This window comes from Natronorubrum tibetense GA33, assembly GCF_000383975.1.
In the GTDB taxonomy this organism is placed as follows: Archaea; Halobacteriota; Halobacteria; order Halobacteriales; family Natrialbaceae; genus Natronorubrum; species Natronorubrum tibetense.
Genome location: NZ_KB913017.1, coordinates 1,455,709 through 1,469,456 on the forward strand (window position 1 = coordinate 1,455,709; position 13,748 = coordinate 1,469,456).

At 65.9% G+C, this 13,748-nt stretch carries 14 protein-coding genes; 7 read left to right on the forward strand and 7 right to left on the reverse strand.

Features of this window, described 5'->3' with window-relative positions; all coding sequences use genetic code 11:
• The first annotated feature begins 186 nt into the window (after window positions 1-186).
• Window positions 187-1,776 carry an HTTM domain-containing protein gene (locus NATTI_RS0107545; protein WP_006092865.1) on the forward strand — a complete coding sequence of 530 codons (1,590 nt, stop codon included), beginning with the start codon at window positions 187-189 and terminating at the stop codon, window positions 1,774-1,776.
• A gap of 25 nt (window positions 1,777-1,801) precedes the next feature.
• On the opposite strand, the gene NATTI_RS0107550 is transcribed toward NATTI_RS0107545, so the two are convergent.
• The 3 genes from NATTI_RS0107550 to NATTI_RS0107560 all read right to left on the reverse strand — a co-directional run bounded on the left by NATTI_RS0107550 (window position 1,802) and on the right by NATTI_RS0107560 (window position 3,595).
• The gene (locus tag NATTI_RS0107550; protein ID WP_006092864.1) at window positions 1,802-2,518 is read right to left on the reverse strand and encodes an Sjogren's syndrome/scleroderma autoantigen 1 family protein; all 717 of its coding nucleotides are present in this window, start codon (window positions 2,516-2,518) and stop codon (window positions 1,802-1,804) included.
• Between the two features lie 71 nt (window positions 2,519-2,589).
• On the reverse strand, window positions 2,590-3,018 hold the full coding sequence (locus NATTI_RS0107555; RefSeq protein ID WP_006092863.1) for a GNAT family N-acetyltransferase: 429 nt from the start codon (window positions 3,016-3,018) through the stop codon (window positions 2,590-2,592).
• 112 nt (window positions 3,019-3,130) lie between these two features.
• Window positions 3,131-3,595 carry a TIGR00725 family protein gene (locus tag NATTI_RS0107560; RefSeq protein WP_027119092.1) on the reverse strand — a complete coding sequence of 155 codons (465 nt, stop codon included), beginning with the start codon at window positions 3,593-3,595 and terminating at the stop codon, window positions 3,131-3,133.
• A 291-nt stretch (window positions 3,596-3,886) separates the two neighbouring features.
• On the opposite strand from NATTI_RS0107560, the gene mdh reads away from it, so the two are divergent.
• Window positions 3,887-4,801, forward strand: a complete 915-nt coding sequence (mdh, locus tag NATTI_RS0107565; RefSeq protein WP_019991725.1) for a malate dehydrogenase — start codon at window positions 3,887-3,889, stop codon at window positions 4,799-4,801.
• A 62-nt stretch (window positions 4,802-4,863) separates the two neighbouring features.
• On the opposite strand, the gene NATTI_RS0107570 is transcribed toward mdh, so the two are convergent.
• Window positions 4,864-6,306: a cytochrome P450 gene (locus NATTI_RS0107570; protein ID WP_006092860.1), complete on the reverse strand. Its 1,443-nt coding sequence runs from the start codon at window positions 6,304-6,306 to the stop codon at window positions 4,864-4,866.
• Between the two features lie 81 nt (window positions 6,307-6,387).
• On the opposite strand from NATTI_RS0107570, the gene NATTI_RS0107575 reads away from it, so the two are divergent.
• Window positions 6,388-7,041, forward strand: a complete 654-nt coding sequence (locus tag NATTI_RS0107575; protein WP_006092859.1) for a helix-turn-helix domain-containing protein — start codon at window positions 6,388-6,390, stop codon at window positions 7,039-7,041.
• A gap of 5 nt (window positions 7,042-7,046) precedes the next feature.
• On the opposite strand, the gene NATTI_RS0107580 is transcribed toward NATTI_RS0107575, so the two are convergent.
• Window positions 7,047-7,292: a ferredoxin gene (locus NATTI_RS0107580; RefSeq protein WP_006092858.1), complete on the reverse strand. Its 246-nt coding sequence runs from the start codon at window positions 7,290-7,292 to the stop codon at window positions 7,047-7,049.
• A 126-nt stretch (window positions 7,293-7,418) separates the two neighbouring features.
• Between NATTI_RS0107580 and NATTI_RS0107585 the strand changes: the two genes are divergently transcribed.
• Window positions 7,419-8,627 carry an inorganic phosphate transporter gene (locus tag NATTI_RS0107585; protein ID WP_006092857.1) on the forward strand — a complete coding sequence of 403 codons (1,209 nt, stop codon included), beginning with the start codon at window positions 7,419-7,421 and terminating at the stop codon, window positions 8,625-8,627.
• Window positions 8,628-8,652: 25 nt separating this feature from the next.
• On the opposite strand, the gene NATTI_RS0107590 is transcribed toward NATTI_RS0107585, so the two are convergent.
• Window positions 8,653-8,913 (reverse strand): hypothetical protein, encoded by a 261-nt coding sequence (locus tag NATTI_RS0107590; RefSeq protein ID WP_006092856.1) that lies wholly within the window; start codon window positions 8,911-8,913, stop codon window positions 8,653-8,655.
• 94 nt (window positions 8,914-9,007) lie between these two features.
• The gene (locus NATTI_RS0107595; RefSeq protein ID WP_019991727.1) at window positions 9,008-9,442 is read right to left on the reverse strand and encodes a universal stress protein; all 435 of its coding nucleotides are present in this window, start codon (window positions 9,440-9,442) and stop codon (window positions 9,008-9,010) included.
• Between the two features lie 223 nt (window positions 9,443-9,665).
• Here NATTI_RS0107595 and NATTI_RS0107600 point away from each other — a divergent pair, with 223 nt between their 5' ends.
• Genes NATTI_RS0107600 through NATTI_RS0107610 form a run of 3 tightly spaced genes read left to right on the forward strand, consistent with a single transcriptional unit; the run spans window position 9,666 to window position 13,709 of the window.
• Window positions 9,666-12,038, forward strand: coding sequence for an ATP-dependent DNA helicase (locus tag NATTI_RS0107600; RefSeq protein ID WP_006092854.1), 2,373 nt, complete (start codon window positions 9,666-9,668; stop codon window positions 12,036-12,038).
• Window positions 12,038-12,613 carry a KEOPS complex subunit Cgi121 gene (gene cgi121 / locus NATTI_RS0107605; RefSeq protein WP_006092853.1) on the forward strand — a complete coding sequence of 192 codons (576 nt, stop codon included), beginning with the start codon at window positions 12,038-12,040 and terminating at the stop codon, window positions 12,611-12,613. Before NATTI_RS0107600 ends, cgi121 begins: the two co-directional genes overlap by 1 nt.
• Window positions 12,614-12,665: 52 nt before the next feature.
• Window positions 12,666-13,709: an NAD(P)-dependent alcohol dehydrogenase gene (locus NATTI_RS0107610; RefSeq protein WP_006092852.1), complete on the forward strand. Its 1,044-nt coding sequence runs from the start codon at window positions 12,666-12,668 to the stop codon at window positions 13,707-13,709.
• Window positions 13,710-13,748 lie beyond the last annotated feature (39 nt).

Consider the following 13,748-nt stretch of genomic DNA (forward strand, 5'->3'; position numbering starts at 1 on the left):
CGGTTCGCCACGAGCGTGCTCTTCTCCGCCATATTTCCACCCCTTTTGGACGGATAGCAAACACACGTTCGGAACGTTTTCGAGGTGGTTCGAGAGCGCCAACCGACGGAACGTGTTCGGCCCGGAAGATGTCACCCGGAGAACGATCGAAACGATTATCTCGTCGGTCTTGACATCTGTGAAAGGATGGAACGTTCCGTGCGGTCACGACTCGAGACGCTCGCACGGCGAGTGCAGCGAAACGTCGCCCAGTGTGTGCGGATAGACACGCGGACGCTGGCCGTCTTTCGGGTGTTTGTCGGCCTGCTCATTATTGCGGACGTGCTGTTGCGGGCGCGGAATTTTACGCACTTCTACACCGAGGAGGGCGTCGTCCCGCGGTCGCTTGCGATGGATTTGAGCGCGGACAACGCGTTCTCGTTCTACCACCTGACGACCGATCCGACGCTGATCGCCCTCCTGATGGGGATCCAGATCCTGATCGCCGTCCAGTTGATCGTCGGCTACAAGACCCGGATCGCGACGATCCTCTCGTTCCTGTTCGTCGTCTCGCTGGATCACCACAACCCGCTAGTGTTGAGCTACGCCGACACCCTCTTTCGGCTCCTGCTGTTCTGGGCCATCTTCCTGCCGCTGGGCGAGCGCTGGTCGGTCGACGCCGTCCACGCCGGCCGCGACCCCAGGCCGTCGGTCGCCGGCGTCGCGTCCGCGCTGATCCTCTGCCAGATGGTCTATATGTACTTCCTCAACTGGTACCACAAGTCCGAGAACGAGCTGTGGACCAGCGGGGAGGCGACGCCGCTGATCATGGGGCTCGACGACATGACGTTCCTCCTCGTCGGCTACGCCCGAGAGGTCCCGGTGTTGCTCGAGTTGGGCAGCTACATGTGGTACTATATGCTCATGTTCTCGTGGCTGTTGCTCGTCCTCGTCGGCCGAAAGCGCATGTTCCTCGTCGCGCTGTTCGCGGGCGGTCACGCCTCGTTCATCCTCACGGTTCGCATCGGGGCGTTCCCCTACGTCGCGATGGCCGGCCTGCTCTTGTTCCTGCAGGCGCAGTTCTGGGACGACCTGCAGGCCGTCGCCGCGCTCGTCGATTTCGACGTGTCCCGACTCAGCGAAACGCAGACCAGACTCGAGTCGGTCGCCGCCGCCGTCCCGTACCCGCGCGTGAGTGCACCGTCGGTCGATCAGATCCGAACCGGTGCCTACAGCGTCACCCTCGGCGTCGTCCTCGGCTCGCTCGTTTTGCTGTCGATCCTGTCGTACATCCCGGCCGTCGCGCTCATCGACGGGAACTCGACGCCCGAGGAACGGGTCGACGACGTGGCCTCGAGTTTCGGCGTCGATCAGCCCAACTGGAGTGTGTTCGCGCCGAACCCGCGGACGACGGACCGCTACTACGTTTTCCCGGCCGAAACTGCGGACGGTGATCGGATCGACGTCTACAACGACCGGCCGCTGACATACGAGCGGCCGTCCGACGAACTGCACACGCAGTACGACACCTATCGCTACCGGTTCTACATGAACAGCGTCCGCAGCGGCGGGTTCAGCGACAACGACGTGCCGCCGATCCTCGCCGACCACCTCTGTGAGACGTGGGAGGAGGAGTACGGCGTCGAACTGACGCACATCAACATGTACGTCGTCTACGAGGACATCACCTATGACACCATCGACGACTACGAGAACCGGGAGACTCGCACCTCGCTGCTGTACGAACACGGCTGCGGCGACAACGAGCCGAAGGAGATCCAGCCGCCGGAGTTCTAACGGCTAACTACCGGTCATCCGCCGTTCACCGCAACGTCTCGAGCGTCTCGCTCGCCTCGCGGGCGGCCTCGAGACACTCCTTCGCGTACCGCGGATCGTCGGTTTCGGCGGCCTTACGGGCGAACTTCTCGAGGGACTGTACGAGCGAGGCGTGGGCGGCCTCGAGGTCGCCATTGGCGGGCGAGGACTGGGTGGTCGACCGACGGCCGTCGAACGACCGAGGTGAGGGAGTCGACGGCGGGGTCCCGGGCCGTGGCTCGTCCTCGGTTCTCGAATCGACCGCGCGCTCGGGAGCAGAACCGGTCTCAGCGGTCGACTCGTCCCGGCCGTCGGCGTCGGCAGGGTCGTGCCCGCGGGCGGCCGCTTCGTCGACCGCTGGACTCGCGTCGGCAACCGTCTCGTCGCCCTCGGAACCGGTCGACGTCGACGGCGCACGGTTCGGCGTTGTGTCCGACTGCGGAGCTTCGGTATCGGCAGTCACCTCGTCGGCCGTCTCTTCGGCCGGCTGGGCCTCGAGTTCCGTCCCCTGAACGGCGTCGGGGTTGCCGTGACAGCTCGGGCAGAACGTGGTGCCGTCCTCCTGAAAAAGTGGGTCGCCGCAAGTGCCACAGTGGGCGTTCGTCATCGTGGCTCCCTTGAGCAGTAGGTCGCTCATGCGCTGGGTCGCCTCGCGCTCCCGTTCGTCGCGCTCGTACTTCTCCCGGAGTTTCTCGCGTTCGGCTTCCTTGTCGAAGTCGCTCATACTCGTCTAGAGGGAGCGGAACGTCGAAAAAGCTGCGAACGGTCGCGCACCCGGAAATCCACGGCAGGGCGCTACTCGATTCTGCGGTACATCCCCTTCGAGGCGGGCCGGACTTCTTCGAAGCCGAACCGTTCGTAGAAGCCGTCGACATCGGCGATCAGATTCACGTACGCCTGCGACGGGGCCGTTTCGTCGATGTAGTCCTCGAGAGCCGCCATGATCCGCGTCCCGAGCCCGCGTCGCTGGTGGTCCGGGTGGACCGCCATATCCGAGATCTGGTAGACGGTTCCGCCGTCGCCGACGATTCGCCCCATTCCGACGATCTCGCCGGTGGGCTCGTGGGCCACCACGACGCCGTACAGCGAGTTCGGCAGACCGCGTTCGACCCCCTCGAGCGAGCGCGGCGGCATCCCAGCGGCCTCCCGTAACGCGGCGAACGTCTCGGGGTCGGGGAGTTCCTCCCGGATGCAGTACGGATCAGACGCGTCGGCATCGACCATACCGGCACTCGCTCACGCGCCGACCAAGATGATTTCGGGTTCTGCCGTTTCGATTGCGGCCGGGTTCAGTCGGTGCGGTCGCGGTTCCGGGTTCAGTCGTTTCAGTTGCGGTTCACGCCTCTCCCTCGAGCGCAGCCTCGACGGCGTCGACGGCCGCTTCGGGGGTGTCGACGGTCTCGAGATCGATATCGGTGGCGGAGATGTCGTGGGTCTCGAGGCCGACGACGGGGCGGTCGTAGATGCCCGCGAAGCCGATCTCGGTGAGCGTACCGACGCCGCCGGTGAGCGCGATAACCGCATCGCCGTTCAGTGGAACGAGCGCGTTCCGAGCGTGGCCCAAACCGGTCGCGATAGCGACGTCGACGTACTCGTTCGCGTCGTCGGGCTGGTCGCCCGGCAGAATCCCGATCGTCGTTCCGCGCTCGGCTTTCGCGCCGCGGCAGACGGCTTCCATCGTTCCGCCGCGACCGCCGCAGACGACCGTGTGTCCGCGGGCCGCGAGTTCGCGGCCGACAACTTCGGCCCGAGATCGCTGCTCGTCGGTGATCACGCCGCCGCCGATAACGCTGACTCGCATACGGGAGTGACTGCGGCCGGTGACAATGACCCGTTCGGTCTCGAAACGAATCGACGGATCGGTCTCGAGACGATCGCCGAGCGCGTCGGTATCCATCTCGAGCGTGCGTCCCCGCCGGGGCCGAGGGACGTCGAGAGCGACGAGTCACCCCGATCCCGTAACGTGGCGGTTCGCCAACGAAAGTCACGAGCCGAACTATGTTCGACAGCTGTCGATATGATTCTCGTCGAATCGTGCGAAGGAGCAATTTCCGACGGATTTAACGCTCGGGATGGTGGAGCATTACGTGGTATGACGAAAGTTAGCGTGGTCGGCGCGGCCGGGACGGTCGGGGCCGCCGCAGGCTACAACATCGCACTTCGGGACATCGCGGACGAACTCGTCTTCGTCGACATCCCGGATCAGGAGGATACGACGATCGGACAGGCTGCAGACACCAATCACGGGGTGGCCTACGATTCGAACACGACGATCCGACAGGGGGGGTACGAGGACACCGCAGGATCTGATGTCGTCGTTATCACGGCCGGCATCCCGCGCCAGCCGGGCCAGACGCGTATCGACCTCGCGGGCGACAACGCACCGATCATGGAGGACATCGGCGCCTCGCTCGCGGAGCACAACGACGACTTCGTCACCGTCACGACGTCGAACCCCGTCGACCTGCTCAACCGCCACCTCTACGAGGCCGGCGACCGCGCTCGTGAGCAGGTGGTCGGCTTCGGCGGACGACTTGACTCCGCTCGCTTCCGGTACGTCATCGCCCAGCGCTACGACGTCCCTGTCCAGAACGTCGACGCGACCATCCTCGGCGAGCACGGCGACGCACAGGTTCCCGTCTTCTCGAAGGTCCGCGTCGACGGCCGAGATCTCGAGTTCACCGACGACGAGAAAGAAGAACTGCTCGAGGAACTCCAGACCTCGGCGATGAACGTCATCGAGAAGAAAGGCGCCACGGAGTGGGGGCCGGCCACCGGCGTCGGCCACATCGTCGAAGCGGTCCTGCGAGACACCGGCGAGGTGCTCCCCTGCAGCGTCCCGCTCGAGGGCGAGTACGGCCACGAGGACACCGCCTTTGGCGTCCCGTGTAAGCTCGGTTCGAACGGCATCGAGGAGGTCGTCGAGTGGGACCTCTCGGAGTTCGAACGCGACCAGCTCGGCGAGGCAGCCGAGAAGCTCTCCGAGCAGTACGACGAAATCGCGTAATCGCTGCGGTCGACACCGCGTTTTTTCGCCGCCGATCGAGGCCTCGACCGGGAGCGGCGGCGCTATGACCGTCGAACCCGCATCTTCACCGGACCGGGATCGAGCGACACCTTCGGCGTCGGATCGATCGACTCCGTCACTCGCTCGAGGTCGACGCGACGAACCAGCGTCGCCAGCGAGAGTTTGAGTTCGGTCATCGCGAACCGCATCCCGATACAGTGTCGCGAGCCACCGCCGAAGGGGAAATAGGCGTACTCGGGCCGGTCGTCGGGGTCGGCGACGACGGATCGGCCGTTCTCGTCGTCCGCCAGCCATCGATTCGGCCGAAACGCGTCGGCCTGGGCCCACCAGCGTTCGTCGCGGTGGATGCCGTACATATTCAACTGAACCGTCGTTCCCGGTTCGATCCGGTAGCCGACGAGGGCGGTCTCCTCGTGGGGCTCGCGCTGTAAGAACGGCAGCGGCGGGTAGAGACGCATCGCTTCTCGGCCGACGGCCTCGGTGACCGCCAGGTCGCGAAGGTCCGCAAACGTCGGATCCCGGTCGCCACAGACCGAATCGACTTCCCGCTCGAGTCGGTCCCGAACGTCGTCGGCATCGTCGGCGGCGAGCAGCCAACAGGCGTAGGTCAGCGCGGTCGCCGTCGTCTCGTGGCCGGCAAGCAAGAACAGCTGTAACTGGTCGGCGATCTCCTCGGCCGTCGGCCTCGAGCCGTCGGGGTACTCCCCGGTTGCGAGCAAGGAAAGCAAGTCGTTGCCCTCCCCGTCGGATCGGCGACGTTCGGCTACCAGGTCATCGACGAGGGACGCTATGTCGGCCGTCGCGCGCCGGTATTCACGTTCGGCCCGGCTCGGAAGCCACGTCGGAAGCACGGCGCGGGTGCCGAAGAACTCGTTGTCGCTGTACGCACCCATGGCGTGGACCCAGCGTCGCACGCGGTCGGCGCGTGCGTCGCCCAACTCGAGGTCGAAGAGGGACCTGGTAAGCGCTCGCAGCGTCAGCGTCGACATCGCCTCCCGGATATCGACCACCTCGCCGTCAGACCAGTTCTCGACCAGACGCACGGTTTCCTCGACCATGTCGTCGGCGTAGGACTCGATTTGTGCCGGCGTGAAGGCGTTCTGGAGCAACATTCGTTGCTGTCGCCAGCGTTCACCCTCCGCGAAAAACAGGCCCTCGACGTCGAGGAGGTCGCTGAACTCGTGTTCGAACTCGCCCCGCCAGAACTCGTCGTCCCGGGCGACGGTTACCTCCTCGACGAGTCCGGGGTCCGAGACGACCACGAACTCGCGGCCGAACGCCTCGTACCGGGCGACGTCGCCGTACTCACGAATCGAGACGAGGAACTCGAGCGGATCGAGAGCGAACGCGAGGGTGCTATCGATCAGTGGAAGCCCGCGCGGGCCGGGTGGCGGCGTTCCGACCGCCGCTCGCGTCCGTCCAGTGTCGCTGTTCGCGTCGGTCGTCGATTCTCGGTCGTCTGCCGTCGCGTGCGTCTCGGTCATACTGGTTCGTTCGGAACGAACGACTGTCAGTGCTTTCCCGAAGCACTGAACCTCTTTATCAACCGCTGCCGAACAACCGGTATGCAATCGGCAGACCTCAGCCTGCGACTCCCCCCGTCGATGCAACTGCCAGCGCCCGAGGATCCGCTCGAGGCGTTCGAGCGCGAGGAAGTGCTCTCCTGGGAGGTCGATCCCGACGCCGAAACCGTCCGCTTTCTCTCCCTGGTCGTCGGCGACCCCGGTGCACTCGGGAACCTGGCCGAGGACCTCGAGTCAGTGCGGCGGTACGACGTCACGCCCGTCGACGAGGACACGTTCTACGGCTACGTCGAGATGGACCTGCGGGCCGCCGACGCCACGCTGCTGGGTACGTTCGACGTTCCCGGGCTGATGATCGTTCCGCCGATGGTCTACACCGGACGGGAGAACGTCCACGTCACCGTCCTCGGCGAGCCAGAGGCCATGGCGGGACTGCTCGAGACGGCTCCCGACGAAGTCGATGTCGAGGTCACGCGCGTGAGCGAACACCAGCGACGCACGGAGACGCTGGCCGGGCGTCTCACGGCCAGACAGTTCGAGGCCCTCGAGGTCGCCCGCGAGGCGGGCTACTACGAGGTGCCACGGAGCGGCGAACTGGCGACTGTAGCCGAGGCACTCGAGTGTTCCGAGAGCGCGGCGTCGACGCTGCTACGATCGGCGGAGAAGGAACTGGTCGATGCGGCGTTACGACGGTAAGACACTCAGGGGATAATTTGCTCGCCGTCGTCGTCGTAGATCCTGATCGCGTCGACGGGACAGGTCCGCGCGGCGAACTTCGCGTCGAGTTCCGCATCCTCGGGCACCTCGCGGGCGAAGACGCCGTCTTCGACCTCCTCGCTGTCCTCGAGGATCGCTTTCCCGCTCGCTTTGTCCTCCTCGAAGGCGTCCCATTCAGCCACACACTGATACATGCCGATGCAGGTGTCTTCGTCGAACTCGACTCTCATACGTGACGGTTCGAGCGTCTGGGACATACCGCTTCCGGACCACACTCGGTGGCTGGCGAACGAGTCGGCCCACGAGTCGACCGAGGGAACGCTTTTCCGGTCCGTCGTAGAACAGTGAGAGACGGAATGGTCGCACTGTCGTTCGCCGTACTCGTCGGGACCGCCATCCTCACCTGTCTGTTCATGGCGTGGGTGCTTGGGGCGAACAGCAACTCGCCGCCCTTCGCGCCTGCGATTGGCGCGAACGCGATCTCGACGATGCGAGCCGCGTTCGTTATCGGCCTGCTCGCGGCCGCCGGCGCGCTCATGCAGGGTGGGAGCATCTCGGAGACGGTCGGCGCAGACCTCATCGACGGCGTGGCGATCACGCCGCTCGCGGCTACTGCAGGCCTGCTGACGGCGGCGACGTTCATGGCGGTCGGCATCTACACGCGGTATCCAATCCCCGCAGCGTTCGCGACGACGGGCGCGATGGTCGGCGTCGGCCTCTCGCTGGGCGGCGACCCCGCGATGGCAACGTACCAGCGACTCGGGACGTTCTGGCTGATGGTTCCGATCATGTCCGGTGGCCTGGCGTACGTGACGGCGATTTTGTTGCGGCGCGACGACGTCCCCGAAACCGTCGGCGTCCCGTTGCTCGCTGGGGTCGTCGGGGCCATCGTCGCCAACATCCGACTCGGGGTTATCCCGGATCCGGCAGCCGACCAGGGCACGCTCGCCAGAGTCGTCTCCCGACAGTTCGGCGGCGGGACGACGCTCGCCGCGGGCGTCGATCTCGGAACAGTCCTGGTCACAATCGTCGTCGGTGCCCTCGCGTTCTACTGGGTCCGACAGCGTGTCCTCGTCTCCGTCGAGAGCGGCATTCGATCGTTTCTACTCGTTCTCGGTGGTATCGTCGCCTTCTCCTCGGGCGGTTCGCAGGTCGGGCTCGCGACCGGCCCGCTCGAGAACCTCTTCCGGATCGAACTCGGCCTCCCGGGGACCGTCCTGCTCGCAATCGGCGCGACCGGCATCCTCGCTGGGGCCTGGATGGCCGCACCGCGACTGCTGCAGGCAACCTCGAGGGAGTACGCCCAGCTCGGCGTTCGGCGGTCGATCGCGGCGCTCGTGCCGGGCTTTATTATCGCACAGCTCGCGATCGCGCTCGGGATTCCGATCTCGCTCAACAACATCATCCTTTCGGGGGTTATCGGCGGCGGGCTCGCGGCGGGTTCGGCCGGCGTCTCGAAGCGAAAGATCGGCTTTACGATCACCTTCTGGCTGCTGACGCTCGGGAGTTCGATCGTCGTGGGGTACGGACTCTATCAGCTGCTAGCCGCGATCATCGGCGGGTGAGGGCGGCTCCGACGAGGGAAATCGCTCACTCCGCCGGTGACAGCAGGTAGCTTCCACCGAGCGCGGTGATCCCGATGAAGACGCCGAGCAGTCCGACGGGTGGAGAGACGAGCGTCAACGCTCCGCCGAAGATGAGCGCACCCGCGCCGAACCGCCAGACGATCGACTGGGGATGATAGCCACAGTGGGGGCACTCCTCGGCGGTTCGCGAAATCTCTTCGTCACAGCGGCTACAGAAGTAAATCGGTTTCATACTGGTGAGTTTCTCGGCGGCCGATCGACCCATGCGATGCCCGGGACGAGTCGCTCGGCATCACGATCGAACGGAGGGACTCGAGCGACAAAATCACCCACCATCTCGAGGCGAGACAGTGCGGCGACTACTCGAGTACCGTCACCGGACTCGAGGTCCGTTCGACGACCGTCGACGCGATGCCGCGACCGAGGAACCGCCGGACGAACCCCTTCGTGTCGCTTCGGTGGCCGTACAGCACGACGTGGTCGACGTCCTCCTCGCTCGCGTACCGGGGGACGACAGTGCCGGGCCGCCCCTCGGCGACCTCGAGTCGAACTCGCTCGGACGCGGTCGGTTCGCCGACCGCCTCGAGTAGCGTCGTCGCTCGCTGGCGTGCCTGTGTCGTTCGTTCGTCGTCGCGCTCGAGGATCCCGCCCTCGCTCATCGTCGCGTCCAGCGGCGTTGCGACGGCGAGCAGCGTGACATCGGCGTCGGGGAACGTCTCGAGGGCGTACGCGAGCGCCTGGTCTTCCCGCGGACGGCCGAACGTCGGGACGAGGACGTGATCGGGAGCGAGCATACGGCCGTGTTCAGCCGCCAGCCCCATCGGTGTATCGACGGGCAGGTGCAGGTCGGACCGCCGGACTGCGTCAGCAACCACTCTCGAGTCGCTCGTCCGGCATCGATCCGGCAGTCACCGTCCCAGCGTGTCCGTCTCCTCGTACGAGTCGAATCCGACGGCGGCGACGTGTGCACGCTGTCGAGACGACAGTTTAAACCACGGGACGCGCCAAGAACGAGTAATGAATATCGAGGAGCTGTCGGGGCTCCCGGCCGGTGCCGTCGATCACTTCCGAAACGAGGGCATCGAGGAGCTCTACCCGCCACAGGCCGAAGCGGTCGAGGCCGGCGCGACCGACGGTGAGAGCCTCGTCGCCGCCGTCCCGACCGCAAGCGGAAAGACGATGATCGCCGCGCTCTCGATGCTGTCGGCGGTCGAACGGGGCGGAAAGGCGCTGTACATCGTCCCCCTGCGAGCGCTCGCCAGCGAGAAAAAGGCCGAGTTCGAGGCCTACGAACGGTTCGGCGTCACGACAGGCGTGACGACGGGGAACTACGAAAGCACCAGCGAGTGGCTCGCTACGAAAGACATCATCGTCGCGACCAGCGAGAAGGTCGACTCGCTCGTCCGCAACGGCGCCGACTGGCTCTCCGATCTCACCTGCGTCGTCAGCGACGAGGTTCACCTGATCGACGACCGGAACCGGGGACCGACGCTCGAGGTCACTCTCGCGAAACTCCGACGGCTCAACCCCGCAATGCAGACGGTCGCGCTCTCGGCGACGGTCGGCAACGCCGACGAGATCGCAGACTGGCTCGACGCCGCACTCGTCGACACCGACTGGCGGCCGATCGACCTCCGGATGGGCGTCCACTACGGCAACGCCCTGAACTTCGACGACGGCTCGACGCGAGAAGTGCCCGTCGAAGGATCGGAAAAACAAGAGTCCGCCCTCGTCCGCGACATTTTGCAGGAAGGCGGCTCCTCACTGGTCTTTGTCAACTCCCGGCGAAATGCGGAGGCCGCCGCGAGCCGGTTAGGGCAGGTCTCGAGTCGCGAACTCGACGGCGACGAGCGGGAAGCGTTAGTCGATCTGGCCGAGGAGATCAGGGAGGACAGCGACACCGAGACGAGCAAGGATCTGGCCGACTGCGTCGAGCGCGGCGCGGCGTTTCACCACGCCGGACTCTCGAGCACCCAGCGAACGCTCGTCGAGGACGCCTTCCGCGACCGGCTGTTGAAGGTGATCTCGGCGACGCCGACGCTCGCTGCCGGGGTGAACACCCCCGCACGCCGGGTCATCGTCCGTGACTGGCGGCGCTTCGACCCCAGCGCGGGCGGGATGTCTCCGCTGGACGTCCTCGAAGTCCATCAGATGATGGGCCGAGCGGGGCGGCCGGGGCTCGACCCCTACGGCGAGGCCGTCCTGCTCGCGAAGAGCCACGAGGAGAGCGAGGAGCTGTTCGACCGCTACATCTGGGCCGACCCGGAGGCCGTCCGATCGAAACTCGCCGCCGAACCCGCCCTGCGGACGCACGTCCTCGCAACCATCGCGTCCGGTTTCGCCCGCACGCGTGAGGGACTGCTCGAGTTCCTCGAGGCCACCCTCTATGCTAGCCAGTCGACCGAAGCCGGCCGGCTCGAGCGCGTGACCGACGACGTCCTCGATTACCTCGAGCGAAACGACTTCATCGAGCGTGAGAGAGCGGGTGGCGATTCAGGCGACGACGCCGAAATCGACGCCGGCGCGTTCACCTCCGCAGCCGACCTCGCGGACCAGCAGGAATCGACTCGCGAGGAGGCCCTCGAGGCCACCAGCCTCGGCCACACGGTCTCGCGGCTCTACCTCGACCCGATGAGCGCCGCGGAGATCGTCCACGGCTTAGAGCGGGCCGACGACCGCCCGACCGCACTCGGCCTCTACCAGCTCGTCTCACGGACGCCCGATATGTACGAACTCTACCTGCGCTCGGGCGAGGACGAGAAATTCGGCGAACTCTACTACGAACGCGAGGCCGAACTGCTCGGTGACAGGCCGAGCGAGTACGAGGAGGACCGCTTCGAAGACTGGCTGGCCGCCCTCAAGACGGGCAAACTGCTCGAGGACTGGGCCAGCGAGGAAGACGAAGAGCGACTGACCGACCGGTACAAGATCGGTCCCGGTGACCTCCGCGGGAAGGTCGACACTGCCGAGTGGCTGTTGGGTGCCGCCGAGTCGCTGGCCGCGGAGATCGACAGCGAGTGGACAGTCGCCGTCCGCGAGGCCCGCGCTCGCGTGGAACACGGCGTCGGGGAGGAACTGCTCGAGTTGGTCTCCGTCGGTGGCGTGGGTCGCAAACGCGCCCGACGGCTCTACGAGGTCGGCATCGAGGAGCCGGCAGATCTCCGAAGCGCCGACAAAGGCGTCGTTCTCAGCGCGCTCAAGGGGACGAAGACGGCCGAGAACATCCTCGAGAACGCCGGCCGCGAGGATCCCTCGATGGAGGCCGTCGAACCGGCCGACGGACCGGCGAACGCAGGGGCCGCCAGCTCGATCGCGCTCGAGGACGGCGACGACGAGGAAGCGACGAACGAAGCGGCGGACGACAGCCAGTCCAGCCTGGGTGACTTCTGATGGAGTTGCTCGAGTGCACCCTCGCGATCGATGACCTCGACGGCTTCGTCGCAGATATCGGCGAGATCGGTGACCGACATGACGTGACGGTACAGGCCTTCGACGCGCGTTACGTCGCCGACCCATCCCACCTCGAGCGGGCCGTCAAACTGGCCGACCGCGCCATCGCCCGCGGAACGAACGTTGCCCGGGATCGGGCCGTCGAGATCCTGCTCTACGCCGCCGGCCGCCGACAGATCGATCGCGCCCTCGAGATGGGCGTCGGCGAGGGCGAGAATCGGTCCGTGATCCTTGTTGACACAGGTTCCACCGGAAACGAAGGGGGTCGAGAGGCCGAGGACGACGGAGAAATCGACGCAGTGGACGGTGAGGAACCCGACGCCGACGAGACGGCGGCACTCGAGGAACTCGCGGAACTGGACGCCGTCGTCGAAAGGGAGCCGACGCTCGAGTCCCGGAACGAAGAGACGCTGTGTGCTTTTTTCGACGTCACCGACGCCGAACGCGGGGCGACCGACGCCCCGCTTGGAACGCTGGTTCGCGAGCGCGTCGCCTTACTCGAAGTGGAGAAGTAGGAGTGCAAGGCGGAGGGTTTTGCTCGCAGCCGAGATATTGTGCCGTGGTATCATGCAAGCAGCCAGACTCCACGAGTACACCGACGAGATGAGCGAGGCGCTGGAGGTAGAAGACATCGACCGGCCCGAGATCGACCAGTCCGACGGCGTCCTGGTCGAGGTCGAAGGAGCGGGGTGGTGCCAAACGGATAACCACATCGTCGAGGGAATGTGGACCGAGTACGCACCCCAAGAGCTCCCGATGACGCTCGGCCACGAGAACGCCGGCATCGTCGCCGAAACCGGCGAGGAGGTGACGCTGGTCGAGGCGGGTGATCCCGTGATCTGTCACCCCGTCCAGACCTGTGGCATCTGTCGGCCCTGCCGGCTCGGCGAGGACATGTACTGCGAAAACAGCGCGTTTAACGGCCTCACCACCGACGGCGGCTTCGCCGAGTACCTCCGGACGAACGAGCGGGCCGTGATCCCGCTTCCCGACGGCGTCGATCCGACGGAGATCGCCCCCCACGCCGACGCAGGGATCACGGCCTATCACGCGGTCAAGAAGGCCGTCCGCGAACTGAATCCGGGCGACACCTGCGTGGTCATCGGCGTGGGCGGGCTCGGCCACATCGGCCTCCAATGTCTCGACGCCATGAGCGCCGCGACCACCGTCGCCGCCGACATCAAGGACGAGGCGCTCGAGTTGGCGACGGAACTGGGAGCCCACCACACTGTCAACTCGGCCGACGAAGACGTCTCGAGCGTGATCACGGATCTGACCGACGACGAGGGCGCCCAGCAGGTGATCGACTTCGTCGGGAGAGACGAGACGACCGCCCTGGCTCCGGAGATCGTCGCCGCCGGCGGCGACCACCACATCGTCGGCTACGGTGGTCACGTCCACGAACCCAGTCAGGCGCTGGTCAACGGCGAGTTCGCGTTTCGCGGCACGCTGGTCGGGAAGTACGCCGAACTGCAGGAACTCGTTTCGCTCGTCGACCGCGGCGACGTCGAGTTGCGGACCGAAACCTACGACCTCGCGGACATCAACACGGTCGCGGAACGCCTCGAGCACAACGAAATCGAGGGGCGCGCGGTCGTCCTGCCGCCCTGATTCGAGCGGCGCTACGCTCTTGTACGGCGGCGTGATACG

What these genes read in the sequence shown, in the direction of transcription:
- NATTI_RS0107590 (WP_006092856.1), bottom strand. Translation starts at nt 8,913, where the DNA reads ATGGGTCGATCGGCCGCCGAGAAACTCACCAGTATGAAACCGATTTAC.
- NATTI_RS0107570 (WP_006092860.1), bottom strand. Translation starts at nt 6,306, where the DNA reads ATGACCGAGACGCACGCGACGGCAGACGACCGAGAATCGACGACCGAC.
- NATTI_RS0107545 (WP_006092865.1), top strand. Translation starts at nt 187, where the DNA reads ATGGAACGTTCCGTGCGGTCACGACTCGAGACGCTCGCACGGCGAGTG.
- NATTI_RS0107555 (WP_006092863.1), bottom strand. Translation starts at nt 3,018, where the DNA reads ATGGTCGATGCCGACGCGTCTGATCCGTACTGCATCCGGGAGGAACTC.
- NATTI_RS0107585 (WP_006092857.1), top strand. Translation starts at nt 7,419, where the DNA reads ATGGTCGCACTGTCGTTCGCCGTACTCGTCGGGACCGCCATCCTCACC.
- mdh (WP_019991725.1), top strand. Translation starts at nt 3,887, where the DNA reads ATGACGAAAGTTAGCGTGGTCGGCGCGGCCGGGACGGTCGGGGCCGCC.
- NATTI_RS0107580 (WP_006092858.1), bottom strand. Translation starts at nt 7,292, where the DNA reads ATGAGAGTCGAGTTCGACGAAGACACCTGCATCGGCATGTATCAGTGT.
- NATTI_RS0107575 (WP_006092859.1), top strand. Translation starts at nt 6,388, where the DNA reads ATGCAATCGGCAGACCTCAGCCTGCGACTCCCCCCGTCGATGCAACTG.
- NATTI_RS0107610 (WP_006092852.1), top strand. Translation starts at nt 12,666, where the DNA reads ATGCAAGCAGCCAGACTCCACGAGTACACCGACGAGATGAGCGAGGCG.
- NATTI_RS0107560 (WP_027119092.1), bottom strand. Translation starts at nt 3,595, where the DNA reads ATGCGAGTCAGCGTTATCGGCGGCGGCGTGATCACCGACGAGCAGCGA.
- NATTI_RS0107600 (WP_006092854.1), top strand. Translation starts at nt 9,666, where the DNA reads ATGAATATCGAGGAGCTGTCGGGGCTCCCGGCCGGTGCCGTCGATCAC.
- NATTI_RS0107550 (WP_006092864.1), bottom strand. Translation starts at nt 2,518, where the DNA reads ATGAGCGACTTCGACAAGGAAGCCGAACGCGAGAAACTCCGGGAGAAG.
- NATTI_RS0107595 (WP_019991727.1), bottom strand. Translation starts at nt 9,442, where the DNA reads ATGCTCGCTCCCGATCACGTCCTCGTCCCGACGTTCGGCCGTCCGCGG.
- cgi121 (WP_006092853.1), top strand. Translation starts at nt 12,038, where the DNA reads ATGGAGTTGCTCGAGTGCACCCTCGCGATCGATGACCTCGACGGCTTC.